Consider the following 24,951-nt stretch of genomic DNA (forward strand, 5'->3'; position numbering starts at 1 on the left):
CGCCTGGGGCGGTCCGGGGGCGGGCGCCGCGCCCCTGAGTGGGCCACGTCCCACGCCGCGTCCGGCCGCCCGGGTAGCATCTGCCGGTTGGAACAGGGAGTCGTAGGGGAAAGGCCAGCAGGCGCGTGCACCTCAAAAGCTTGACGCTCAAGGGCTTCAAGTCCTTCGCGTCGGCGACCACGCTGCGGTTCGAACCGGGCATCACCTGCGTCGTCGGTCCGAACGGCTCCGGCAAGTCGAACGTGCTGGACGCCCTGCGCTGGGTCATGGGCACCCAGGGCGCCAAGGACCTGCGCGGCGGCAAGATGGAGGACGTCATCTTCGCCGGCACGTCCGGCCGCGCGCCGCTCGGCCGCGCCGAGGTGACGCTCACGATCGACAACGCCGACGGCGCCCTGCCCATCGAGTACTCCGAGGTCTCGATCACCCGCCGCATGTTCCGGGACGGCGCCAGCGAGTACGAGATCAACGGCAGCACCTGCCGGCTGCTCGACATCCAGGAGCTGCTGTCCGACTCCGGCATCGGCCGCGAGATGCACGTCATCGTCGGCCAGGGCCAGCTCTCGGAGATCCTGCAGGCCAAGCCGGAGGACCGGCGCGCCTTCATCGAGGAGGCCGCCGGGGTGCTCAAGCACCGCAAGCGCAAGGAGAAGGCCCTGCGCAAGCTGACGGCGATGCAGGGCAACCTCGACCGGCTGACCGACCTCACCACCGAGCTGCGCCGCCAGCTCAAGCCGCTCGGCAAGCAGGCCGAGATCGCCCGCAAGGCCCAGGTGGTGCAGTCCGAGCTGCGCGACGCCCGGCTGCGCCTGCTCGCCGACGACCTGGTCGGCCAGCGCGAGCAGATCGCCAGGGAGGAGGCCGACGAGAACGCGGCCCGCGCCCGCCGCGCCGAGGTGGAGCAGGCGCTGGAGGTCGCCACCTCCGAGCAGACCGAGCTGGAGGCGGCGCTGGCCGAGGACGCGCCGAAGCTCGCCGCCGCCCAGGACACCTGGTACAAGCTGTCCGCGCTGGCCGAGCGCCTGCGCGGCACCGTGCGGCTCGCGGTCGAGCGGCAGCGGCACCTCTCCGCCGAGGTGGAGACCGGCACCACCGGGCGCGACCCCGAGGAGCTGCTCGCCGAGGCCGAGGAGGCCGCCGAGCGGGAACGGGAGCTGGCCGAGGAGGTCTCCGAGGCCCGTGCGCTGCTCTCCGCCGCGATCGAGCGCCGCGAGCACCTCGAGCAGGTGGTGCAGGCCGCCGAGCGGGCACACATGGCGGCCGTCCGCGCCATCGCCGACCGCAGGGAGGGCATCGCGAAGCTCTCCGGCCAGGTCGAGGCGTTGCGCAGCAAGAGCAGCGCCACCGCCGACGAGATCGAGCGGCTCACGGCGGGCATCGAGGAGGCCACCGCCCGCGCCGAGGCCGCCGCCGAGGACCTGGAGCAGGCCCGCGCCGAGGGCGGGGTGGAGGATTCCGACGACGCCGATCTCCGGGAGCGGCACGACCGTGCCGTGCGCGCCAACGACGCCGCCAAGGAGCGGGTCGAGGAGCTCGTCAAGGCCGAACGCGCCGCTGAGCGGGACATCGCCTCGGAGAAGGCGCGCGTCGATGCCCTTTCGATGGGCCTCAAGCGCAAGGACGGCGCCGGCGCCCTGCTCGCGGCGGGCGACGACCTGCCGGGGCTGCTCGGGTCCGTCGCCGCGCTGCTCACCGTCGACGCCGGCTACGAGGTGGCGCTCGCCGCCGCGCTCGGGCCGGTCGCCGACGCCGTCGCGGTCCAGGCGGGCGCCGACGCCGTGGCCGCGCTGCGCTACCTGAAGGACACCGAGTCGGGCCGCGCGGGCCTGCTGCTCGGTGGCGCGCCCGGCACCGTCGACACCTCCGGCTGGCCCGCGCTGCCGCAGGGCGCGCGCTGGGCCCGGGAGGTCGTGCGGGCGCCGGACGCGCTGCGGCCCGCCGTCGAGCGCGCGCTGGAGCGGGTCGCCGTGGTCGGCGACCTCGACACCGCCCGCGGGCTGGTCGCCGCGCACCCCGACGTCAGCGCCGTCACCACCGACGGCGACGTCCTCGGCAGCCACTGGGCGGTGGGCGGCTCCGCACGCGACGAGAGCGTGATCGAGGTCCAGGCCGCCGTCGACGAGGCACAGGACCGCCTCGCCGCCGCCGAGCGGGCCCTGGAACGCGCCGCCGCCGAGCTGGAGGGCGCCCGCGCCGAGCAGCAGGACCGGCGCGAGGAGGTCAGCCGCGCGAAGGAGGCGCTCAACGAGGCCAAGGTCCGCAAGGCGCGGTCCTCGGAGCGGCTGAGCAGCCTGGAGCAGGCGGCGCGCTCGGCGAAGGCCGAGGTCGAGCGCCTCTACACCCAGCGGTCGAAGGTCGAGCAGCACCGGGAGGAGGTGCACAGCCAGCTGAACGAGCTGGAGGAGCGCCTCGCCACGGTCGCCGAGCAGCCGGTGGACGAGGACCCGGACACGACCGAGCGCGACGAGGCCGCCGAGTCGCTGTCCGCCGTGCGGCAGGAGGAGGTCGACGCCCGGCTCGCGCTGCGCACCGCCGAGGAGCGGGCCAGGGGCATCCAGGGCAAGGCCGACCAGCTGCGGCGGGCAGCGCAGGCCGAGCGGGAGGCCCGGGAACGGGCGGAGAAGGCGCGCGTCGCGCGGGCGCGGGGCGCCGAGATCGCGGCCGCCGTGGTGACTGGCGGCGAGGTCGCGCTGGAACGCATCGAGAACTCGCTGCAGCGCGCGGCCGCCGAGCGCGACGCGGCCGACCAGCGGCGGCAGCGGCACGAGGACGCCCTCGGCCAGGTCCGCAGCCGCGTCCGGGAGCTCACCGGGGAGCTGGAGAAGCTCACCGACGCCGTGCACCGCGACGAGGTGCTGCGCGCCGAGCAGCGGCTGCGCCTCGAACAGCTGGAAACGAAGATCGTCGAGGACTTCGGCATCGGCCTCGACGACCTGGTGGCGGAGTACGGGCCGGACGTGCCCGTGCCGCCGGGCGCGGGGGAGATGGCGGAGTACGAGGCCGCCAAGGAACGCGGCGAGACGGTGATGGCGCCCCAGCCCATCCCGTACGACCGCGGCACGCAGGAGCGGCGCGCCAAGCGCGCGGAGAAGGACCTCAACCTGCTCGGCAAGGTCAACCCGCTCGCGCTGGAGGAGTTCGCCGCGCTGGAGGAGCGCTACAAGTTCCTCTCGACGCAGCTGGAGGACCTCAAGGCCACCCGCAAGGACCTGCTCACCGTCATCAAGGAGGTCGACGAGAAGATCCTGGAGGTCTTCTCCAGCGCCTACCACGACGTGGCGCGCGAGTTCGAGACCGTGTTCTCGGTGCTGTTCCCCGGCGGCGAGGGCCGCATGGTGCTCACCGAGCCCGACGACCTGCTCGCCACCGGCGTCGACGTCGAGGCGCGGCCGCCCGGCAAGAAGGTCAAGCGGCTCTCGCTGCTCTCCGGCGGGGAGAAGTCGCTGGTCGCGGTGGCGATGCTGGTGGCGATCTTCCGGGCGCGGCCGTCGCCGTTCTACGTGATGGACGAGGTCGAGGCGGCGCTCGACGACACGAACATGCGCAGGCTCATTGGCCTGCTGGAGCAGCTGCGCGCCAACTCGCAGCTCATCATCATCACGCACCAGAAGCCGACCATGGAGATCGCCGACGCGCTGTACGGCGTGAGCATGCAGGGCGACGGCATCACCAGGGTGATCTCCCAGCGGTTGCGGGAGGAGCGCGTCGAGGTGGAGGAGGAACCCGCCGCCGCGCCGTCGTGAGTGCGGAACGTCGTTCTCACCACGTTTCGCACTCCCGAGCCATGGGCGCCGTGGTTCTGCCAAGATGCGGCCCATGGCAGACGACGGTTGGCCCGCGGGCGACCCGCGCCGGTTCTTCGACGGTCCCCTCGACCCGGCGCACCTGCGGGAGAGCAGCCCCAACATCTTCCGGCGCGCGACCTGGCTGGCGCTCGGGGTGGTCCTCGGCGGTGGCCTGATCGCGCTCGGCGTGTGGGCGGTCACCGACGGCCCGTGGTGGTCGGTCCTGGTGGGCGCGGTCGCGCTGGTCGTGGGGGCGGGCCTGCTGGCCGGGGGCCTGCTGTCCGGCAACGCGTCGAAGCCGTTCCGCGGCGGCCAGCTGGTGCCGGGGCTCGTCGTGGAACAGGCCGACGCGGACGTCCAGGTGCTGGTGCTCGGCGACACCTCCCGCGATCCCGCCGCGCCGCCCGCGTTCGCGTACCGGCTGGTCGGCTTCCGGGCGCGCGAGGCGACCCGGTTCGTGCCGGGCCAGTGGATCCCGTGCGTGATGCACGGCTTCGCGGGCCCGCCGCGGAGCAGGCGGTGGTGGAGCTTCGACGCCGCACCCGTGTCCTGGGCGACCGGTGACCCCGGTGTCGTCGAGCGCGCCGCGGCCCAGATCCCGAAGGCCGAGTGGGACCAGCTGCTGGCCGGTGTGGAGCGGGTGGCCGACATCCGCCGCCGGTGGACCCGGCTGCTCCGGGTGTCCTACGAGGACCTGCCGGTGTCGCTGCGCAGACCACCGACCCGGCTGGGAGTTCCCGTCGAGTGGCAGCCCGACGGCCGCGCGCGGTTCGTCGGCTCGGTCTCCGATGTGGTCAGCGCGTAGCCGCCGGACCGTTCCACTCGGCCAGCGGGGAGCAGTGCCAGCGCCAGCCGGACCGCCTCGGCCGCCCGGGCAGCTCGAGGCGGCCGTTGCACCACAGCAGCTCCGGCCACGGGTCGCCGCCGTCCGGTGTCTCCGGGAACAGCCTGCGCAGCGTGGCCTCGGCCAGCTCGGCGGGCGGCGTGAACTCCACGCCAAGCCCGAGCGCCGCGTCCCGGGTGTGCACCAGCAGCTCGTCGCAGGCCATGGCCGCGAACCCGGCCGGGTCCGGCTCGCCCCACGGGTGCCAGCCCCGCGCGTCCGCGGGGCTGGCCTCGACCACGGCGGCGAGCAGGGCGACGTGCGCCGACACCGTGCGCACGAGGTCCTCCGGAGCCGAGTCCGGCCGCACCTTCACCTCCGCCGTGGACAGTTCCGGCGGGCCCGCGGCGAGGTCGGTCGCGTACCAGAGGCTGGTGTCGCCCAGATGCGCGACGACCTCGCGCACGGTCCAGTCCAGGTCGGGCACCGGGGCCGACCAGTCGGCGCCGGTGTGCCCGGCGAGGAACCCGGAGCACACGGCGCCGACGCGGCGCAAGGCCGAGGCGTCCACGTCACGCCGCCCGCTGTGCCTCGGCGGCCTCCGCGGGCCGGGGCTCGTCGGGGCCGTGGCGCAGCGACAGCAGTCCGCCCACGACCAGGGTCACGACCACACCGAGCGGCACGTACCAGGGGAACGCGAGCGACGAGGTCTCGCCGTCGACGGTGAACTCGACGCCGAGGATGAACACGGCGGCGACCACGATCGTGCAGGCGAACGCCACGATCGCGTCCGCCTGCCGGGCGCGCTTGACCAGGATGCCGAGGAAGAAGGCGCCGAGCAGCGCGCCGTAGGTGTAGCTGGCGATGCTCAGCCCGACCTCGACCACCGGCTGGTCGGTGCTCGTGAACATCGACGCGAACACCACGAACACGCCCGCCCAGATCAGCGTCCACAGCTTGGCCTGCTTCAGCACGGTGGCGTCCGGCAGCGTCCGCTTGGTGAAGCGCTGGTAGAGGTCGCTCACCGTCGACGTGGACAGCGAGTTCAGCGACGAGGAGATCGTGCTCATCGCGGCGGCCAGAATACCCGCCACCAGCAGGCCGGACAGCCCGGCGGGCAGCTGCTCGACGATGAACTTGGGGAACAGCGCGTCGGAGGCGGACAGGCCGAGCTCGTCCGGCGACGCGCCCCGGTAGAACGACCACAGCATCGCGCCGACGACGAGGAACAGCGCGAACTGGAAGAACACCACGACACCGCTGGCGATCACGGCCTTCTGGCTGTCGCGCAGGTTCCGGCAGGCGAGCAGGCGCTGCACCATGAGCTGGTCGGCGCCGTGCGAGGCCATCGCGAACAGCGCGCCGCCGACCACGGCCGTGATGAACGCGTACTGGCTGGTGATGATGTTGGACGAGAAGTCGAACAGCTGGAACTTGCCCGCGTCGACCGCCGCGCCGAACCAGCCGTCGGGCAGCTTGCCCGCGAGGATGAGCACCGCGAACAGCGCGCCGAGCACGTAGATGCCCATCTGGATCACGTCGATCCAGACGACCGCCCTGATCCCGCCGAGGTAGGTGTAGACGACCGCGAACAGGGCGATCGCGGCGATGATGACCCAGTACGGCACGTCGAGCCCGAACGTGCCGAGGATGACCTTCACCGGGATGGCGGTGGCGAACAGCCGGACGCCGTCCGCGAGCAGCCGCGTGACGAGGAAGGTCACCGAGGCCGTGCCCTGCAGCCCGCCGCCGAACCGGGAGCCGAGGAACCCGTAGGCGCTGACCAGCTCCCCGGCGTAGTACCGGGGCAGCAGCACGAACGCCACGAGCACCCGGCCGATGAGGTAGCCGATCGCGAGCTGCAGGTAGGTCACGTTGCCGAGATAGGCCACCGTCGGGACGCTGATGACGGTCAGCGTGGAGGTTTCCGTGGCCACGACCGAGAACGTCACCGCCCACCAGGGAATCCGCCTGCTGCCGACGAAGTAGTCGGTCGACGACTTCTGCCTGCCGCCGATGGCGATGCCCAGCAGCGGTGTGCCCACGAGGAACACCGCGATGATCGCGAGGTCGAGTGCACGCATTGGTCTCTCCTACCGTGTCCGGGTGCGGTTGGCTACACGTAAGCGGGAAATGGCCGTTGGTGACGGTGCGGGCAGGCGCAGCGGCTCGGCGCCGGGCGTGATGCTGCCGAGCGGCCGGGGCCCGGCGGCCCCGGTCGCGGCGGGCAGGTTGCCCGGCAGCCCGTGCCAGGTCAGCCAGCCGAGGACGGCGGTCAGGTAGGCCTCCTTGGCCTCGGCGGGCAACCCGAGGTCCGCACTCGGCGCCACGGTGACGTGGCGGGCCAGCGCCCGCATCAGGGCCGGGTTGCGCACGCCGCCGCCGGACGCGACGACGGTCCGCACCCCGTGCCGCGCGCACTCCCGGCCCACCGTGACGGCGGTGAGCTCGGTGAGCGTGGTGAGCAGGTCGGTGTCCGCGACGGCGGGAAGTCCTTCGGTGGCGGCCCGCAGGTACTCGGCGTGGAAGTGCTCCTTGCCGGTGGACTTCGGGGGCGCTGCGGCGTAGTACGGGTCGGCGAGCAGCCGCGCCAGCAGGTCCTCCCGCACGGTGCCGCGTGCGGCGAGCGCACCGTCGACATCGCTGTGCCGTGCGCCGCCGGTGACCCGCGCGGCGGCGGCGTCCAGCAGCGCGTTGCCGGGTCCGGTGTCGTAGGCCAGCACCGGTCCTTCCGGGCGCACGACGGTCAGGTTGGCGATGCCGCCGAGGTTCAGCCCGCCGACCGGCGCGCCCTCGCCGTCGGCGAGCGTGCGCAGCCACAGCGCGTCGAGCGTGCCGGCCAGCGGGGCGCCGTGCCCGCCCGCGGCGACGTCGCGGGCGCGCAGGTCGGCGACCACGGGCAGGCCCGTCCGCTCGGCGATCCACGCCGGCTGGCCCAGCTGGAGCGTGCCGCGCGCCCGGCCGTCCTCGACCCAGTGGTAGACGGTCTGGCCGAGCGAGGCGACGAGGTCGGCCCTGCCGTCCGCGAGCTCGGTGATGCCGGTGACGGCTGCCTCGGCGAAGGCCTGCCCGACGCCGGTGTCGAGGCGGGTCAGCTGCTCGGCCGTGCACGGGCCGGGCGGCAGCGCGGCGAGCAGTGCCTCGCGCAGCCGTTCCGGGTAGGGCAGTTCGCGGTGCCCGAGCGGGGTGAGGACGAGTTCGTCTCCGGTGGCCCGCAGGTCGGCCACGGCGACGTCGATGCCGTCGATGGACGTGCCCGAGAGGAGCCCGGCCACCCGGAGTGCGGATCGGGAGTGCGCCACGGCAGTGGTCTAGTCCACGCCGGGTGGCCAGGGCAAGACATTTGGTGGAATTTTCTCCGAAAAGATGTCAAAGTCGTTGGAAGTTGACCTTCCGGCGCGGGGGTGACCTGCCCACCTCCGGACCGGATGCGAGGATGACCTCGTGTCGAGCAACGTCTGGTTCTGGGTCATCGTCGTCGCGGCCATCGTGCTGGTGGTCGCGCTCGTCGCCGGGCTGACGATCGCGCGCAGGCGCAGAATCCGCCTCGAACCCGCCCGGCGCCCGGAGGAGGAGCCAAAGGGCGGCCGGTACCGGACGGACGGCGCGATCACGTTCGCACCCGGCGGGACGGACACGGCCGCGCCACCAGGGCACCCGGTGGAGGAGCGCACCGAGACCGACGGTGAGCCCGGGGTGGGGGACGACGCCGCCGTGCCCAGGGACGCGCCGCGGCGCTCGATCATCGACGTGGGGCTGCCCGAGGAGCGGAAGTCGGAGATCCCGCCCCAGCCGCGGCCGGAGGAACCCGAGCCGGAACCCGTCCCCGAGCCCACGCTCGAGCCGGAGGCCGCCGAGGAGGTGCCGCCGCCCGCCGCGGGCCGCATCGAGCGGCTGCGGGGCAGGCTCGCGAAGTCGCGCACGGCGTTCGGGCAGAGCCTGCTGGGCCTGCTCGGTGCGGGGGACCTCGACGAGGACTCGTGGCAGGACCTCGAGGACACGCTGCTCGTCGCCGACCTGGGTGCGGCGACCACCACGGAGATCGTCGACCGGCTGCGCACCGAGCTGTCCGCCCGCGGCGTGCGCACCGAGGAGGACGCCAGGGCGCTGCTGCGCGAGGTGCTGACCGACGCACTCGGCCCCGACACCGACCGTGCCGTGCGCGCGCTGCCCCACACCGTGGACGGTCAGAAGCGGCCGGCCGTCGTGCTGGTGGCCGGGGTGAACGGCACCGGCAAGACCACCACCACCGGCAAGCTCGCCAGGGTGCTCGTCGCGCAGGGCAGGCAGGTGCTGCTCGGCGCGGCCGACACCTTCCGCGCCGCCGCCGCCGACCAGCTCCAGACCTGGTCCGAGCGGGTCGGCGCCGAGGTGGTGCGTGGCAAGGAGGGCGCCGACCCGGCCTCGGTGGCCTTCGACGCCGTGAAGCGGGGCATCGACACCGGCGTCGACGCGGTGCTGGTGGACACCGCGGGCCGCCTGCACACCAAGACCGGCCTGATGGACGAGCTCGGCAAGGTCAAGCGGGTCGTGGAGAAGCAGGCCGAGGTGGACGAGGTGCTGCTCGTGCTGGACGCCACCACCGGGCAGAACGGCCTCGCGCAGGCACGCGTGTTCTCCGAGGTCGTCGACGTCACCGGCATCGCGCTCACCAAGCTGGACGGCACCGCGAAGGGCGGCATCGTCTTCCAGGTGCAGCGGGAGCTCGGCGTGCCGGTCAAGCTCGTCGGGCTCGGCGAGGGTCCCGACGATCTGGCCCCGTTCGAGCCGACCGCCTTCGTCGACGCCCTGCTCGACTGAGGGTGCCAAGTGCAGTGAAGGCCACCTTCACTGCACTGGACGCAGTGAAGGTGGCCTTCACTGCGCGCCCGGGCTCGTCAGGCGGTGAGGTCGCGGGCGGCCAGCTGCTCGGACAGCTGGGCCGCCACGTGCTGCACGACGGGGGCGATCCGCGACACGGCGTCCTTGGTCAGCCTGCCCTCGGGGCCGGAGACGGACACCGCGGCCGGGGTCGGCGTGCCCGCCACGGGCACGGCCACGCAGCGCACGCCCAGCTCCTGCTCGCTCTCGTCGAGCGCGTAGCCCTGTGCGGCGATCCGCTGCAGGTGCCGCAGGAAATCGTCCGGATCCGTGTAGGTGTGCTCGGTGTAGGCGGGCATGCCGGTGCGGGACAGCAGCGCGCGCACCTCGTCCGCGGGCAGCTGGGCGAGCATCGCCTTGCCCACCCCGGTGCCGTGCGGCAGCAGCCGCCGCCCCACCTCCGTGAACATGCGCATCGAGTGCCGGGACGGCACCTGCGCCACGTACACCACCTCGTCCCGCTCCAGCACCGCCAGGTTCGCCGTCTCGCCCACTTCGTCGACCAGGTCGGTCAGCAGCGGCCTGGCCCACGTGCCGAACTGCATGCTCGCGTTCTCGCCGAGCCGGATCAGGCGCGCGCCCAGCGCGTAGCGGCGGTTGGTGTTCTGCCGCACATAGCCGAGTGCCACGAGCGTCCTGATCAGCCGGTGGATCGTCGGCATCGGCAGTCCCGAGGTCGCCGCGAGCTCCGACAGGCTCGCCTCCCCGCCCGTGTCCGCGAGGTGTTCGAGCAGGTCGAAAGCCCGCTTCAGCGACTGCACGCCGCCACCCGCTGATCGCTCGGCCGCCACACTGACTCCTCTCGCGTTGAGCTTCCGCAATGTAGAAACTATAGTCCGAGATGTAAAACAAGATGATCGTCATGCTTCGAATGAGCATCCACCGACACACTGGTTTGAGGGGTTTCCCATGTCTGAGGTCCGAGTGCTCGGCGGCGCGGTCGAGCGCGGCGACGAGGTGCTGACTCCCGCGGCACTGGAGTTCCTCGGCGGCCTGCACGACGCGTTCGCGGCAACGCGGGACAAGCTGCTCGAGGCGCGGGCGCACCGCAGGGAAGAGGCCAAGCGCACCGGCAGGCTCGACTTCCTGCCGGAGACCCAGGAGATCCGCGAGTCGGAGTGGCAGGTGGCCGAGGCGCCGCCCGCGCTGCGCGACCGGCGCGTCGAGATCACCGGTCCCACCGACCGCAAGATGACCATCAACGCCCTCAACTCCGGCGCCAAGGTGTGGCTGGCCGACTTCGAGGACGCCAACACCCCGCACTGGGCCAACGTGGTGTCCGGCCAGGTCAACCTCTCCGACGCGATCCGGGGGACCATCGAGCTCGAGTCGAACGGCAAGCACTACGCCCTGCGCGACGACGTCGAGCACGCCACCATCGTCGTCCGCCCGCGCGGCTGGCACCTCGACGAGCGCAACATCGAGATCGGCGGCCGCAAGGCCGTCGGCGCCCTGGTCGACTTCGGCCTCTACTTCTTCCACAACGCGCGGGAGCTGCTCGAACGCGGCAGCGGGCCGTACTTCTACCTGCCCAAGCTGGAGAGCCATCTCGAGGCGCGGCTGTGGAACGACGTGTTCACCCACGCCGAGCGTGAGCTGGGCATCGACCACGGCACCATCCGGGCGACGGTGCTGATCGAGACCATCCCCGCCGCGTTCGAGATGGAGGAGATCCTCTACGAGCTGCGCGAGCACGCCTCCGGGCTGAACGCGGGCCGCTGGGACTACCTGTTCAGCATCATCAAGTACTTCCGCGACGCGGGCGCGACGTTCGTGCTGCCCGACCGCAACAGCGTCACCATGACCGCGCCGTTCATGCGGGCCTACACCGAGCTGCTCGTGCGCACCTGCCACAAGCGCGGCGCGTTCGCGATCGGCGGCATGGCCGCGTTCATCCCGAGCAAGGATCCCGAGGTCAACGAGAAGGCCTTCGCGAAGGTCCGCGACGACAAGGCGCGCGAGGCCGGGGACGGCTTCGACGGCTCGTGGGTGGCCCACCCCGGCATGGTCGGCCTCTGCCGCGAGGAGTTCGACAAGGTGCTCGGCGACAAGCCGAACCAGGTGGACCGCAAGCGCGAGGACGTCCACGTCACCGCCGAGCAGCTGCTCGACATCGCGTCGACCGAGGGCAGGGCCACCATGGCCGGGCTGCGCGGCGCCGTCGACGTCGGCGTCCGCTACATCGCGTCCTGGCTCGGCGGCAACGGCGCGGCGGGCATCCACAACCTCATGGAGGACGCCGCGACCGCCGAGATCTCCCGGTCGCAGGTCTGGCAGTGGGTGCGCAACGGCGTCGAGCTCGACACCGGCGACACGGTCACCGGGCAGCTGGTCCGGTCCGTGCTGGACGAGGTCCGCGGCGAGCTCGCCGGTGAGATTCCCGGCGAGCAGCTGACGCAGGCCGTCGAGCTGTTCGAGGAGGTCGCGCTGGCGGAGAACTTCGCCGACTTCCTCACGCTGCCCGCCTACGAGCGGATCCGGTAGTGGCGGCCGCCGGCCGGCTCCCCGAGGACGTCTACGCGAGCCTCGACGCCCGGCTCGCCGAGGCGGACGCGCGCATCGCGGCGCGGTATCCCGGCGAGCCGGCCGGCAGGCAGCCGGTGCACACGGTGTACGTCCCGGCGCACCGCTACCACGCGGGGCTCGTCGCCGACTGGGGTGAACGGGCCCTCGCGGTGCTGGCCGAGCACGGTGAGGGCCTGCCCGCCGAGACCGCGGTCCGCGAGCGGGTGCGGCGCAAGCTGGCGGAGCAGCCGATCGAGGACCTGCGCATCGACTTCGAGGACGGCTACGGCGCACCCGGCGACGACGCCGAGGACGCCGAGGCGGTCCGGTGCGCGCGGGAACTGGCGGCGAGCGCCCCGCCGCCGTTCTGCGGCATCCGGTTCAAGAGCTTCGAGGCCGCCACCCGCAGGCGCGGCCTGCGCACGCTGGACACGTTCCTCGGCGCGCTCGGCCGGGTGCCCGAGGGGTTCGTGGTCACGCTGCCGAAGGTCACCGCGATCGAGCAGGTCGAGGCGGCCGCGGCCGTGCTGGCCGACCTGGAGAAGGCACACGGCCTCGCCGAGGGCACGGTGCCGTTCGAGGTGCAGGTCGAGACCCCGCAGTCGGTACTCGCCGGGGACGGCACCGTCGCGCTGCCGCGGATCATCCAGGCCGGCGCGGGCCGGTGCTCGGGCCTGCACTTCGGCACCTACGACTACAGCGCGGCGCTCGGCATCGGGGGCGCCTACCAGAGCATGGACCATCCCGCGGCCGACTTCGCCAAGGAGCTCATGCAGGTGGCCGCCGCCGGCACCGGCGTGCGGCTGTCCGACGGCTCCACCAACCGGCTGCCCGTGGGCGACGCGGCCGCCGTGCACGTGGCATGGGCCGAGCACGTCCGGCTGGTGCGCCGCTCCCTGGAACGCGGCTTCTACCAGGGCTGGGACCTTCACCCGCACCAGCTGCCGAGCCGCTTCGCCGCGACGTACGCCTTCTTCCGGGAAGGCCTGGCGCAGGCCACCGGCCGCCTGCGGGACTACGTGGGCGAGGCCGGGGGCGGCGTGCTCGACGAGCCCGCCACCGCGCAGGCGCTCGCGGTGCACCTGCTGCGCGGCCTGCACTGCGGCGCCGTCGACGAGGACGAGCTGGCCGGGCTCGACCGTGCCACCCTCGACCGCCTGGCCACGCGGGCGCCCGGCTGACCGGCCACCCCGCCGGGCGCCGCGGCGGCGTTACGCTGGCGGCGTGACGGACGCGGACATCGACCTCAACAGCGATCTCGGAGAGGGCTTCGGAGCCTGGTCTCTCGGCGACGACGACGCGCTGCTCGACATCGTCTCCAGCGCCAACGTCGCCTGCGGGTTCCACGCGGGCGACCCGTCGGTGCTGCGCCGCGTCACGGAGCGCGCCGCCGAACGCGGCGTCGCCATCGGCGCCCAGGTCGGGTACCGCGACCTCGCCGGGTTCGGCCGCCGGTTCATCGACGTGGACCCGCACGACCTGGTCAACGACATCATCTACCAGATCGGCGCGCTGGACGGGTTCGCCCGCATCGCGGGTAGCCGGGTGCGCTACGTCAAACCGCACGGTGCCCTCTACAACGCCGTCGTCGCACACGCCGAGCAGGCGGCGGCCGTCGTCGAGGCGGTGCGCCGCTACGACCCGGGACTCCCGGTGCTCGGCCTGCCCGGCTCGCAGCTGCTGAGCCGGGCGGAGGCGGCCGGGCTGCGGGTGGTCGAGGAGTCCTTCGCCGACCGCGCCTACACGCCGGAGGGCACACTCGTCCCGCGGCGCGAGCGGGGAGCCGTGGTGCACGAGCCGGACGCGGTGGTCCAGCGCAGCGTGCGGATGGCCACGGAGGGCGCGGTCACGGCCGTCGACGGCAGCGTGGTCACCGTGCGCCCCCGCTCGCTGTGCGTGCACGGCGACACCGAGGGCGCCGTCGAGATCGCCCGGCGCGTGCGCGAGGCGCTGCGCGAGGCCGGGGTCACCGTGCGCCCCTTCGCCGACGCGGGGTAGCGGCGGTCAGTTCCGGCCCAGCGCCAGCCGCCGCCCCGTGATCGTGCCGGGCCGGATGCGCAGGTACCGGTCGTGCCTGCCGGGCGCCCACGGGCGATGCCGTGGATCGCTCAGGCGCACGAGCGTGTCGACGTCGGTCACGGTCGCGACCTTGCCGAGCACGACGACGCTCCACCCCGTGTGGGTCGCCGGGTCGATGCGGTCGACCTCGAACGCCACGATCGACCCGCCGAGCCGGTCGGCCCACGAGCCCGGCGCGCTCCGGACGACCACGTCGTGGCCGTCGAGGACGAAGTTCACCGGCCGGATCGCGGGCAGGGCGCGCTCGGTGAACACCAGCCGCCCGACCGGTTCGGCGCGCAGCAGCTCGAGGCAGTCGGCCTCGGCGAGTTCCTCGATGTCGATGGACGGAAGCATGGTGTTCCCCGGTTCCTTGGGACGGTACTGGTGCCTGTTTCCACGATCCGTCCCCGGCGGGCGACGCAGCAGGGCACAAAGACCTGTCCGGGACGCGGATCAGCCTTCGATCAGCAGTGCCAGGTAGACGTCGACCTGGCCGCGGAAGTCGGTGAGGTCGACCCCGAGCAGCTCACTCGCTCTGGTGATCCGGTACCGCAGCGTGTTGACGTGCACGTGCAGCGCCCTGGCCGCCCGTGCGGGTGAGCCGGAGCACTCCAGGAACACCCGCACCGTGCGGACGAGGTCGGTGTGCTGCCCGTCGTCGTACTCGAGCAGCCTGCCGAGCACGCGCTCGCGCAGCGCCTGCCGCAGCGCGTCCGGCGCGCCGCCGACCAGCAGCCGGTGCACGCCGATCTCCTCGCCCGACACCACGGCCACCCGTTCCTGCCTGCGTGCGGCGGCGACCACCGCCTGCCGGGCCTCCTCGGCCGCGCCGCGCAGCCCGGACACCGTGGCGGGCCCGCCGACGCCCACCAGGACCGGGCCCGCGGCGAGGACGGGATCCAGCTCACGCAGGGTCCGGGTGGCGGTGGCCGCCCAGTCGTCCGGCCAGTGGGCGCCGGTGTCGACGAGCGCGTAGGCCTCGCCGGTGCCGACCTCGCCGACGAACACCGCGCCCGGATGCCCGGCCAGCAGCTCGCACAGCAGTTCCGCGCCGAGGGGAGCACCGGATGTGCGCGCGAGCAGCACCCGCAGCTGCGTGTCCGGGGCGAGCCCGGTCGCCGCGAAGGCGGTGGCGAGTTCGGCGTTGCCGCCGCCGGAGGTGCCCAGCAGGTGCAGCAGGGGCGCCGCGACCCGCATGCCCGCCGACCGCACCTCGTCCTCGCGGGAGCGGGCGAGCCCCGCCAGCCCGGCCAGCTCCTCCGCCACCTCCGCGGCGGCGGGGGAGAGGTCGGCGTCCACCGCCAGCACCCACGGCACGGCGTGCCGCCCGCCGACCGGCAGCACGGTGCGGCGCCGGGGCGGCCCGCCGGTGCTGCCCGCGACGACCCGCCCGGTGGCCGAGAGCACCCAGCAGTCCGCGCCCAGCTCGCGGGCGCCGTGCGCGAGCAGGTCGGGTAGCGCGGCACCCTCCGCGGCGGCGGACAGCAAGCGCTTGCGGGCCCCCTCGGACTCGGTCGCCAGGGCGAGCACCACCCGCTCGGTGATCACCGCGAACGACAGGTCGGGCGGCACCTCCAGCAGCGGGATCCGGTGCCGCGTGCACGCGGCGACCAGGTCGGCGGGCACACCACCGGAGTCGGCACCCGACGCCGCGAGCGCGGCGCACCCGGCCTGGGCGAGTGCCGCCACGAACGGCTCGGCGTCGCCCGGTTCGCGCCACCACAGCAACCCGCTCAGCACGAGCTCCCCAGCCGAGAGGTAGCGGCTGGGGTCCGGCAGTTCGGTCACGTAGATCCGGCTGACCTCGCGGTCGAGCAGGTCCTCACCGCCGAGGAGCCGCAGCCGGAGCTCCGGGATGCCGAGCAGGGTGCGCACGAGCGTCATGGGACTTGTAGGAAAGCACAAACGTGCCGCCGTCCGCTGCCCCGAGTTTCATGCTCCGGTGCCGTTGTCCCGGCGACCGGCGGGTGTGTGTACTGGGACACACCCGATTTCCAGGAGGCCGAAGGTGGACTTCCTCCGCCCCACCACTCTCGACGAGGCGCTCGCCGCCAAGGCCGAGCGCCCCGGCGCGGTGCCGATCGCAGGCGGGACCGACGTCATGGTCGAGCTGAACTTCGACCACCGCAGGCCCGAGGCGCTGCTCGACCTCACCGGTGTCGGCGAGCTCGCCGAGTGGTCCAGATCGTCCGGTTCGGACGGTGAGATCCGGCTCGGTGCGGGCGTTCCGTACACCCGGGTCATCACGGAACTGGGCGGCAGGCTGCCCGGCCTGGCGATGGCGTCGCGCACCGTCGGCTCGCCGCAGATCCGCAACCGCGGCACGGTCGGCGGCAACCTCGGGTCCGCCTCGCCCGCCGGGGACACCCACCCGGTGCTGCTGGTGACCGGGGCCCGCGTCGAGGTGGCCTCCGTCCGCGGCACCCGGCTGATCCCGGCCACCGAGTTCTACACGGGGGTCAAGCGCAACGCGCTGGCACCCGACGAGCTGGTCACCGCCGTGCACCTGCCCGAGGCGACCGGCCCGCAGCAGTTCGCGAAGGTCGGCACCCGCAACGCCATGGTGATCGCCGTGTGCTCGTTCGCGCTGGCGCTCGACCCGGATCGTGCGGCCGCCAGGGCCGCGATCGGGTCCGCCGCACCCACGCCGCGCCGCGCCGTCGCCGCCGAACGGTTCCTCGCCGAGGAGCTGCCGTGGGGCACCCCCGGCCCGCTGCGCGACTCGCTCAAACGCCGCTTCGGCGAGCTCGTCGCCGAGGCCACCGAACCCATCGACGACGTCCGGGGCACCGCCGCCTACCGCAGGCACGCGCTCGCCGTGCTGGCGCGGCGCACGCTGACCTGGGCATGGAACGACCAGCAGGAGAGGAGCCCGTCATGCGCCTGAACGTGACGGTGAACGGCAGGCCACGGCAGGCCGACGACGTGTGGCCGGGGGAGAGCCTGCTGTACGTGCTGCGGGAGCGGCTCGGCCTGCCCGGTTCGAAGAACGCCTGCGAGCAGGGCGAGTGCGGGTCGTGCACGGTCTACCTCGACGACGTGCCGGTGTGCTCGTGCCTCGTCGCGGCCGGCCAGGCCGAGGGCAGGCAGGTGCGCACGGTCGAGGGCCTTGCCGAGGGCGATCGGCTCGACCCGGTGCAACAGTCCTTCGTGGACGCCGGCGCGGTGCAGTGCGGTTTCTGCACACCGGGTCTCGTCGTGGCGGCGCACGACCTGTTGCGGCGCACGCCGCGGCCGAGCGACGAGGAGATCCGGGAGGCGCTCGCGGGCAACCTGTGCCGGTGCACCGGCTACGAGAAGATCCTCGACGCCGTCCGCACGGCCGCGGACGCCTCATGAAGCCGGCGAGCTCCCCAATGTGGCATTCGGTGCGTTCAGGGCACCCAATGTGGCATTCGGTGCGTTCAGCGTTACCAATGCCACATTGGGGACACGGGCGCGGGAAGGGGGAACCGTCATGATCGTCATCGAGAACGCCGCGATCGCCACGGTGGACGCGGCGGGCACCGAGCACCGCACCGGGCACGTGGTGGTCGACGGCGAATGGATCACCGCCGTCGGCGCGGGACCCGCCCCGGAGCCCGCGGGCGAGCACACCCGGATCGACGGCACCGGCTGCCTGGTCACGCCGGGCCTGGTCAACACCCACCACCACCTCTACCAGTGGGCGACCCGGGGGCTCGCCCCCGACGCCACCCTCTTCGAATGGCTCGTGCACCTGTACCCGGTCTGGGGCGGGCTGGACGCCGGGATCACCCACGCCGCCGCCACCGCGGGCCTCGCGCGGCTCGCGCTGACCGGCTGCACCACGGTCGCCGACCACCACTACGTCTTCCCGGCCGACGCGGGCGACCAGATGGACGCGCTCGTGGCCGCGGTGCACCGGATCGGTGTGCGCGGGCACCTGGTGCGCGGGTCGATGGACCGCGGCGTGTCCGAGGGCGGCCTGCCGCCGGACAACCTCGTCGAGGACGTCGAGGCGGCGCTGGAGGGCACCGAACGGGCCATCGACAGCCACCACGACCGCGCGCCGAACGCCCGGATCCGCATCGCCGCGGGCCCGTGCTCGCCGTTCACCGTCACCGAGCGGCTGATGAAGGAGGCCGCGGATCTCGCGCGGCGCAAGGGGGTCCGGCTGCACACGCACCTCGCGGAGACCCTCGACGAGGAGCGGCAGTGCCTGGCCGAGGCCGGCTGCACCCCCGCCGAGTACGCCGACCGGCTCGGCTGGCTCGGCGACGACGTCTGGCTGGCGCACACGGTGCACCTCGCGCCGGGGGCGATCCGCAGGTTCGGCGCCACCGGCACCGGCGCCGCGCACTGCCCGACGTCGAACGGGCGGCTGGGCACCGGCATCGCCCCCGTGCGCGACCTGCTCGACGCGGGCGTGCCGGTGGGGCTCGGCGTCGACGGTGCCGCGTCCAACGAGTCGGGCGGGCTCGGCGAGGAACTGCACCAGGCCCTGCTGCAGGCGCGCCAGCGCGGCGGGCCCCGCGCGCTCGCCGTCCGCGAGGCGCTGTGGCTCGGCACGATGGGCGGCGCCCGCTGCCTCGGCAGGCAGGACGAGCTGGGCTCGCTGGAACCCGGCAAGCTGGCCGACCTCGCCGTGTGGCGGCTGGACGGTCTCGAGTACGCGGGTATCGACGACCCCGTCGCGGCGCTCGTGCTCGGCGCGACACCACCACTGAAGGCACTGCTCACCGGCGGCCGGACCGTGGTCGCCGACGGGGAGCTGCGCACGGCCGACGAACGGGCCGTCGCCACCGAACTGCGCACCGCGAGCAGGAGGCTGCGAGCATGACGACCTCGACGAAGAGCACCGTCACCCGGACGGACGGGATCGGAGCGAGCCCTCGGCGCCCGGACGGCACCGCGAAGGTGCGCGGCGAGTTCGCCTACTCCTCCGACCTGTGGCACGAGGACATGCTGTGGGGCGCGACGCTGCGCAGCCCGCACCCGTACGCCCGCATCACCGGCATCGACATCGCGCGGGCGCTGGCCCTGCCCGGCGTGTACGCGGTGCTGACGCACGCCGACGTCCCCGGGGTGAACCGCTACGGCCTCGAGCACGCCGACCAGCCGGTGCTCGCCGAGGACGTCGTGCGGTACCGGGGCGAGCCGGTCGTGGTCGTCGCCGCCGACCATCCCGAGACCGCGCGCAGGGCGCTGGAGCGGGTCGAGGTCGGCTACGAGGTGCTCGACCCGGTGACCGACGCCGAGTCCGCCGTGGCCGGACAGGGCGCCGAGCTGCATCCCGGGGGCAACGTCGTGCGGCACGTGCCGATCCGCAGGGGCGACCCCGACGCGGCCGCCGAGGTCGTGGTCACCGGCCGGTACGAGGTCGGCATGCAGGACCAGGCGTTCCTCGGGCCCGAGTCGGGACTCGCCGTGCCCGCCGAGGACGGCGGGGTGGACCTGTACGTCGCGACGCAGTGGCTGCACGTCGACCAGCGGCAGATCGTCGCCGCGCTGGACCTGCCCGAGGACAAGGTGCGCCTCACCCTCGGCGGTGTCGGCGGCGCGTTCGGCGGGCGCGAGGACCTGTCCATCCAGGTGCACGCGTGCCTGCTCGCCCTGCACACCGGCAGGCCGGTGAAGATGGTCTACAACCGTGAGGAGTCGTTCTACGGGCACGTGCACCGGCACCCGGCGGTGCTGTACTACGAGCACGGCGCCGACCGTGACGGCACGCTCCGCTACGTCAGGGCGCGCATCTACCTCGACGGCGGCGCCTACGCCTCGTCCACCGGAGCGGTGGTCGGCAACGCGGCCACGCTCGGCGTCGGCCCGTACGACGTGCCCAACGTGTCGGTCGACTGCTGGGGCGCCTACACCAACAACCCGCCGTGCGGCGCGATGCGCGGGTTCGGCGCGGTGCAGGCGGCGTTCGCCTACGAGTCGCAGATGGACCGGCTGGCGGCGGCGTGCGGGCTCGACCCGGTGGAGGTGCGGATCCGCAACGCGATGGCGCAGGGCACGGTCATGCCCACCGGCCAGGTGGTGGACTCGCCCGCGCCGGTCGAGGAGCTGCTGCGCCGCGTGCGGGCCAAGCCGCTGCCTCCCGAGCCGTCCGGTGAACCCGACCTGCGCACGCTGCCGGGCGGGGTGTCCAACACCACGCACGGCGAGGGGGTCGTGCGGGGCGTCGGCTACGCGGTGGGCATCAAGAACATCTGCTTCTCCGAGGGGTTCGACGACTACGCGACGGTGCGGGTGCGGTTGCAGGTGGTCGGGGGCGAGCCCGCCGCCACCGTGCACACGGCGGCGTGCGAGGTGGGCCAGGGCCTGGTGACGGTGCTGCAGCAGATCGTGCGCTCGGAGCTGGGCGTGGAGCGCGTGACGGTCGAGCCCAGCGACACGACGATCGGCAGCGCCGGTTCCACGTCGGCCTCGCGGCAGACCTACGTCACCGGGGGCGCGGTGCGGGAGGCGTGCCTGCGGATCAGGGACGCCCTCGGCGCGCTCTCGCCCGCCGAGCTCGGCGACAAGGTGCTGGACGAGACCGTGGAGTGGCGGCACCGGCCCACCGAGGAACTGCACCCGGAGACCGGCCAGGGCAACGCCCACGTGCAGTACGGCTTCGCGGCGCACCGCGCGGTCGTCGACGTGGACACCGAGCTCGGGCTGGTGAAGGTCGTCGCGCTCGACTGCGCGCAGGACGTCGGCAAGGCGATCAACCCGCAGGCCGTGCTGGGCCAGATCCAGGGCGGTTCGGCGCAGGGGCTCGGGCTGGCGGTGATGGAGGAGATCAAGACCGAGGGCGGCGTGATCCGCAATCCCTCGTTCACCGACTACCTCATCCCGACCGTGCTCGACATGCCCCCGATGAGCATCGACGTGCTCGAACTGGCGGACCCGCACGCGCCGTACGGGCTGCGCGGGGTGGGGGAACCGCCGACGATCTCGTCCACGCCCGCCGTCGTCGCCGCGATCCGTGCGGCCACCGGCAGGGCCCTCACCCGGGTGCCCGTGCGCCCGGAGCACATCACCGGTACCTGAGCAGCGGCTCACCCCTCGTGAGTGCGGAACGTGGTGAGAACGACGTTCCGCACTCACGACGGTGCCGCGCGCCCTCCTGTCCACAACGAGGTGGAGGCTGGCATGACCCAGTTGCGTACGGACCGTCCCCAACCACATCCGGAGCCCGGCTTCTCCCCGCTCGACCGGGCCTTCCGCGTCTCGGCCAGGGGCAGCACGCTCGGCCGCGAGGTCCGCGGCGGCATCACCACGTTCGTCGCGATGTGCTACATCGTGCTGCTCAACCCGCTCATCCTGGGCGCGTCCACCGACATCACCGGCGTGCGGCTGACCACCGAGCAGGTCACCACGGCCACGGCGCTGGCGGCGGGCGTGACGACCATCCTCATGGGACTGATCGGCAACGCCCCGCTCGCGCTGGCCGCCGGGCTCGGCGTGAACGGCATCGTGGCGTTCCAGATGGCGCCCACGATGACCTGGGGCCAGGCCTTCGGCCTCGTGGTGGTCGAGGGTTTCTGCATCGTCCTCATGGCCGTCTCCGGCATCCGGGAGCGGATCATCAACGCGATCCCGCTGGCGCTGAAGATGGCCATCACCGTCGGGATCGGGCTCTACATCGCTCTGGTCGGGCTGGTCAGCGCGGGTTTCGTGACGCGGACACCGGACGCGGCGAACTCCACGGTGCCGGTGCGCATGGGGGAGAACGGGCATCTGACCGGCTGGCCGATCGTGGTGTTCTGCGCCGGGCTGCTGCTGATGGTGGTGCTGGTCAGCCGCGCCGTCCCGGGTGCGGTGCTGATCAGCATCCTCGCCGCCACCGTGTTCGCCGTGGTCGTCAACGCGGCGTTCGACGTGCGCGGCTGGGGGCTGGTCGAGCCGGATGTGCCGGAGCGGGTGGTGGCCAGCCCCGACTTCAGCCTGTTCGGTCAGGTGGACCTGTTCGGCGGGTTCGCCTCGGCGGGCGCGGTGACGGCGTGCGTGTTCCTGTTCACGCTCGTGCTGTCCGGCTTCTTCGACGCGATGGGCACGATCACCAGCGTCGCCCAGGAGGCGGGCCTGATGCGCGACGGCAAGGTCGAGGGCATGGGGCGCATCCTGTTCGCCGACGGCCTTGGTGCCATCGCGGGCGGCACCACCGGCTCCTCGCCGAACACGGTGTTCCTCGAGTCGGCCGCGGGAGTCGGTGAGGGTGCCCGCACCGGGCTGGCCAGCCTGGTCACCGGCGGGCTGTTCCTGCTCACGCTGTTCCTCACGCCGCTGGCCGCGGTGGTGCCCGCGCAGGCCGCCGCGCCCGCGCTGGTCGTGATCGGCGGCATGATGATGGCGCAGTGCCGGCACATTCCGTGGCAGGACACGGACTTCGTGATCCCGGCATTCCTCATGATCGCGCTGATCCCGTTCACCTACTCCATCACCAACGGCATCGGCGCGGGCATCGTGGCCTTCGTCGTCATCAAGCTGTGCAAGCGGCAGCCGGGCCAGGTCGGCTGGCTGCTCGGTGTGCTGGCGGCCGTGTTCGGGCTGTACTTCGCGATCGAGGGGGTCACGTCGTGGCTCTGATGTTCCTCAACGGGGCGGCGATGCGCGGCGGCCCGCTGCACCACCAGCTGCGGGGCGCCCCGCTCGTGGGCACCGCGCGGTCGGCTCCGCGGTACCGGTACTTCTCGGTGGGCGACCGGTTCCCCGCGATGTACGAGGTCGGCGAGGGCGGGGGCAGCGTTCTCGGCGAGGTCTACGACGTGCCGCTGAGCGTGCTGCGGGAGCATCTGCTGCCCGCCGAGCCCGCGGAGCTGGAGATCGGCGTGATCGCGCTCGCCGACGGCGCGGCGTGCCTGGCGACCGTGCTCCGCGAGTCCTGGCTGGACAGTCCGGAGCTGGTGGACATCACCGGGTACGGCGACTGGCGGGCCTACCTCGCCGCCCGCCCCTCGTGAGTGTTTTCGGTGGTTCTAACCACGGTTTTCACTCACGACGGCAGGCCGGCGATCAGCACCACCAGCGGGGCGGCGAGCTGGCCGAGGGCTCCGCCCAGACCCGAGCCCTTCGCCCGGCCGAGCGCCATCCGGTCCGAGACGGCGAGCACCACACCGGCCAGCACCATGAACGCACACGTGTAGAGCACCAGCGCCCGGCCGGCCGCCGCGTCGCCCGTGCGCAGCATCACCAGGCCGAGGATCGTGCCCGCCGCCAGGAAGAGGTTGTAGAAACCCTGGTTGAACGCCCACAGCCGGACGGCGGGCAGGTCCTCGCCGGGTATGTGGAAGATGTCCCGGTGCACGGTGGGCCGTCGGAAGGCCACCGTCTCCCAGTAGAAGGCGAGGACGTGTACCAGGGCGGCCGCCCCGGCGAACGCCTGCGCGACGACGTTCACGGCTGCGGCCCTCCCACCATGGTGATGCCGTGCCGCTCGGCGACCGGACCGAGCCGCGCAACGGCCTCGCCGAGCGGAGTGCCCTCGGGCACGGCCTGGTCGACGTCGCGGAAGAACCTGCCCATCGCGCCGGTGAGGCTGAAGGCGAGGAACTGCACCGAAGGGCCGTGCACGGTGAACGTGTGTGGCGCGCCCGGCGGGACGGTGATCGACGACCCCGGGCCCAGCTCGTACCGCTCGCCGTCGACGAGCACCGCCATGCGCCCGAACAGGACGTAGTACGCCTTCGCCCACGGGGTGCGGTGGAGCGGCACGGCCGGGCCGCGCGGGGCGTCGATCTCGAACAACTCGTAGGCGCCGCCGGTGTGCTCGGCGCCGGCCTTCACGGTGACCTTCGCGTCGGGCGAGGACAGTTCGACGCCCTCACCCGCGGTGCTGAGGTGTGCTCGCGTCGTCATGCGCCGACCGTATGACCAGGGACCGGCACCGTTCCATCCCGGAATTCTGGGATGGAACGCGGCTCGCGCGCGGCGCATACTGCCTCCATGTGGGAAGGGCGGGCGCTTGGTGCGCGACGCGACATCGCCGCACTCGCGAAGGCGGGTCTCGGGATCGCCGAGCTGCACGCGGCCGCCATCGACCTGGTGGACCGTGTGGTGCCCGCCGACCTGTCCTGCTGGGCGATGCTCGACCCGGACACCACCGCGATCAGCTCGATGACGAGCGGAGCCGCGCGTGTCCCGCCGCGGTACGACCCGCTGCTGGCGGAGTTCGAGTACGGCGGGACGGAGCCGCACACGTTCACCGAGCTGGCGCGGCGACCGGTGCCCGTGGCGAGGCTGTCGGACCTGTCCCGGCGCGTGCGTGAGCGCAGCGGGCGGGTGAACGAGGTGTGGCGGCCGCTGGGGCTGAGTCACGAGCTGCGCACGGTGTTCCGGGTGGGACCGGTTCCGTGGGGTGCGGCGGGCATGGTGCGGCGGGGCGAGTTCAGCGACCGCGAGGTCGAGTTCATGGCCGCGCTGGCGCCGGCACTCGCCGCGGCGACCCGCGTGGCGGCCCGCACGGGCGGCCACCGCGGGGACGGTGAGTCCGCCGTCGTCGTGGCCGGTCCGGACGGCGCGCTCCGGGCCGCGACCGCCGCGGTGGAGGCGTGGCGTGCCCAGCTCGACCGGCTCGGGCCGAACCGGTTCGCGGTGCTGCTCCGCGCGGTCGTGGTGGGTGCCCGGGCCGCCGCGTCCGGATCGTTCGTGGTCCGGGTGCGCGCCGCCGCGGGTGGCTGGATCCTGCTCCGCGGCGACCGGCTCCTGTCCGGCGGGGAGGACGGGGACGAGACCGTGGTCACCCTCGACTGGGCGCGCGGTGAAGAGCTGCGGCGGCTGATCTTCGCCGCCCACGGGCTGAGCGCCCGCGAACGGGACGTCTGTCACGAGGTGCTCGCCGGGCGCCCGACCTCGGAGATCGCGGCCGCGCTCGCCATCTCCGGGCACACGGTGCAGGACCACCTCAAGTCGGTGTTCGCCAAGCTCGGCGTGCGCAGCCGCGGCGAGCTGGTAGCCGCCCTGGCCTGA

21 protein-coding genes are annotated in these 24,951 nt (G+C 73.4%); 13 read left to right on the top strand and 8 right to left on the bottom strand.

Annotated features, from left to right (window positions below; all coding sequences use genetic code 11):
- Positions 1-125 precede the first annotated feature (125 nt).
- Both smc and B0I33_RS10600 read left to right on the top strand, forming a co-directional pair.
- Positions 126-3,743, top strand: coding sequence for a chromosome segregation protein SMC (smc, locus tag B0I33_RS10595; protein WP_106178444.1), 3,618 nt, complete (start codon positions 126-128; stop codon positions 3,741-3,743).
- 73 nt (positions 3,744-3,816) lie between these two features.
- The gene (locus B0I33_RS10600) at positions 3,817-4,590 is read left to right on the top strand and encodes a DUF3239 domain-containing protein (protein ID WP_342750054.1); all 774 of its coding nucleotides are present in this window, start codon (positions 3,817-3,819) and stop codon (positions 4,588-4,590) included.
- Here the strand turns inward: B0I33_RS10600 and B0I33_RS10605 are convergent.
- Genes B0I33_RS10605 through B0I33_RS10615 form a run of 3 tightly spaced genes read right to left on the bottom strand, consistent with a single transcriptional unit; the run spans position 4,580 to position 7,910 of the window.
- Positions 4,580-5,179, bottom strand: a complete 600-nt coding sequence (locus B0I33_RS10605; RefSeq protein ID WP_106178446.1) for a maleylpyruvate isomerase family mycothiol-dependent enzyme — start codon at positions 5,177-5,179, stop codon at positions 4,580-4,582. The two genes, B0I33_RS10600 and B0I33_RS10605, sit on opposite strands and share 11 nt — an antisense overlap.
- 1 nt (position 5,180) lies before the next feature.
- Positions 5,181-6,692 carry a sodium:solute symporter gene (locus tag B0I33_RS10610; protein WP_106178447.1) on the bottom strand — a complete coding sequence of 504 codons (1,512 nt, stop codon included), beginning with the start codon at positions 6,690-6,692 and terminating at the stop codon, positions 5,181-5,183.
- Between the two features lie 9 nt (positions 6,693-6,701).
- A complete protein-coding gene (locus tag B0I33_RS10615) occupies positions 6,702-7,910 on the bottom strand; it encodes an anhydro-N-acetylmuramic acid kinase (protein ID WP_106178448.1) in 1,209 nt (402 codons plus the stop codon).
- Positions 7,911-8,052: 142 nt separating this feature from the next.
- On the opposite strand from B0I33_RS10615, the gene ftsY reads away from it, so the two are divergent.
- Entirely contained in the window at positions 8,053-9,408 is a 1,356-nt protein-coding gene (gene ftsY, locus B0I33_RS10620) for a signal recognition particle-docking protein FtsY (RefSeq protein WP_106178449.1), read from the top strand.
- A gap of 77 nt (positions 9,409-9,485) precedes the next feature.
- On the opposite strand, the gene B0I33_RS10625 is transcribed toward ftsY, so the two are convergent.
- Positions 9,486-10,259, bottom strand: coding sequence for an IclR family transcriptional regulator (locus B0I33_RS10625; protein WP_106178450.1), 774 nt, complete (start codon positions 10,257-10,259; stop codon positions 9,486-9,488).
- A gap of 118 nt (positions 10,260-10,377) precedes the next feature.
- On the opposite strand from B0I33_RS10625, the gene aceB reads away from it, so the two are divergent.
- Genes aceB through B0I33_RS10640 form a run of 3 tightly spaced genes read left to right on the top strand, consistent with a single transcriptional unit; the run spans position 10,378 to position 13,971 of the window.
- Positions 10,378-11,952: a malate synthase A gene (gene aceB, locus B0I33_RS10630; RefSeq protein ID WP_106178451.1), complete on the top strand. Its 1,575-nt coding sequence runs from the start codon at positions 10,378-10,380 to the stop codon at positions 11,950-11,952.
- Positions 11,952-13,154, top strand: coding sequence for a DUF6986 family protein (locus tag B0I33_RS10635; protein ID WP_106178452.1), 1,203 nt, complete (start codon positions 11,952-11,954; stop codon positions 13,152-13,154). The genes aceB and B0I33_RS10635 overlap by 1 nt, the downstream gene beginning before the upstream one ends.
- 43 nt (positions 13,155-13,197) lie before the next feature.
- Positions 13,198-13,971, top strand: coding sequence for a LamB/YcsF family protein (locus B0I33_RS10640; protein ID WP_106178453.1), 774 nt, complete (start codon positions 13,198-13,200; stop codon positions 13,969-13,971).
- 6 nt (positions 13,972-13,977) lie between these two features.
- Here B0I33_RS10640 and B0I33_RS10645 read toward each other — a convergent pair whose 3' ends face one another.
- Complete coding sequence (locus B0I33_RS10645; protein ID WP_106178454.1) at positions 13,978-14,388, bottom strand: pyridoxamine 5'-phosphate oxidase family protein; 411 nt, start codon at positions 14,386-14,388, stop codon at positions 13,978-13,980.
- Positions 14,389-14,487: 99 nt separating this feature from the next.
- Complete coding sequence (locus B0I33_RS10650; RefSeq protein ID WP_106178455.1) at positions 14,488-15,918, bottom strand: PucR family transcriptional regulator; 1,431 nt, start codon at positions 15,916-15,918, stop codon at positions 14,488-14,490.
- A gap of 124 nt (positions 15,919-16,042) precedes the next feature.
- Between B0I33_RS10650 and B0I33_RS10655 the strand changes: the two genes are divergently transcribed.
- From B0I33_RS10655 to B0I33_RS10680, 6 genes are all read left to right on the top strand, one after another.
- Positions 16,043-16,921 carry an FAD binding domain-containing protein gene (locus tag B0I33_RS10655; RefSeq protein WP_106178456.1) on the top strand — a complete coding sequence of 293 codons (879 nt, stop codon included), beginning with the start codon at positions 16,043-16,045 and terminating at the stop codon, positions 16,919-16,921.
- Positions 16,912-17,373, top strand: coding sequence for a (2Fe-2S)-binding protein (locus B0I33_RS10660; protein WP_106178457.1), 462 nt, complete (start codon positions 16,912-16,914; stop codon positions 17,371-17,373). Before B0I33_RS10655 ends, B0I33_RS10660 begins: the two co-directional genes overlap by 10 nt.
- Positions 17,374-17,491: 118 nt before the next feature.
- Positions 17,492-18,835, top strand: a complete 1,344-nt coding sequence (locus B0I33_RS10665; RefSeq protein ID WP_106178458.1) for an 8-oxoguanine deaminase — start codon at positions 17,492-17,494, stop codon at positions 18,833-18,835.
- Positions 18,832-21,033: a xanthine dehydrogenase family protein molybdopterin-binding subunit gene (locus B0I33_RS10670; RefSeq protein WP_106178459.1), complete on the top strand. Its 2,202-nt coding sequence runs from the start codon at positions 18,832-18,834 to the stop codon at positions 21,031-21,033. Before B0I33_RS10665 ends, B0I33_RS10670 begins: the two co-directional genes overlap by 4 nt.
- 102 nt (positions 21,034-21,135) lie before the next feature.
- Positions 21,136-22,572 (top strand): NCS2 family permease, encoded by a 1,437-nt coding sequence (locus tag B0I33_RS10675; protein WP_106178460.1) that lies wholly within the window; start codon positions 21,136-21,138, stop codon positions 22,570-22,572.
- Positions 22,563-22,946: an allophanate hydrolase-related protein gene (locus B0I33_RS10680; RefSeq protein ID WP_106178461.1), complete on the top strand. Its 384-nt coding sequence runs from the start codon at positions 22,563-22,565 to the stop codon at positions 22,944-22,946. Before B0I33_RS10675 ends, B0I33_RS10680 begins: the two co-directional genes overlap by 10 nt.
- Before the next feature lie 32 nt (positions 22,947-22,978).
- Here the strand turns inward: B0I33_RS10680 and B0I33_RS10685 are convergent, their stop codons facing one another.
- Together B0I33_RS10685 and B0I33_RS10690 are read right to left on the bottom strand one after the other, a co-directional pair.
- Positions 22,979-23,383 carry a DUF1304 domain-containing protein gene (locus B0I33_RS10685; protein ID WP_106178462.1) on the bottom strand — a complete coding sequence of 135 codons (405 nt, stop codon included), beginning with the start codon at positions 23,381-23,383 and terminating at the stop codon, positions 22,979-22,981.
- Positions 23,380-23,841 carry a cupin domain-containing protein gene (locus B0I33_RS10690; protein WP_106178463.1) on the bottom strand — a complete coding sequence of 154 codons (462 nt, stop codon included), beginning with the start codon at positions 23,839-23,841 and terminating at the stop codon, positions 23,380-23,382. Before B0I33_RS10690 ends, B0I33_RS10685 begins: the two co-directional genes overlap by 4 nt.
- 87 nt (positions 23,842-23,928) lie before the next feature.
- On the opposite strand from B0I33_RS10690, the gene B0I33_RS10695 reads away from it, so the two are divergent.
- Positions 23,929-24,951: a helix-turn-helix transcriptional regulator gene (locus B0I33_RS10695; protein ID WP_106178464.1), complete on the top strand. Its 1,023-nt coding sequence runs from the start codon at positions 23,929-23,931 to the stop codon at positions 24,949-24,951.

The sequence above is a fragment of the Prauserella shujinwangii genome (assembly GCF_003001955.1).
Lineage (GTDB): Bacteria > Actinomycetota > Actinomycetes > Mycobacteriales > Pseudonocardiaceae > Qaidamihabitans > Qaidamihabitans shujinwangii.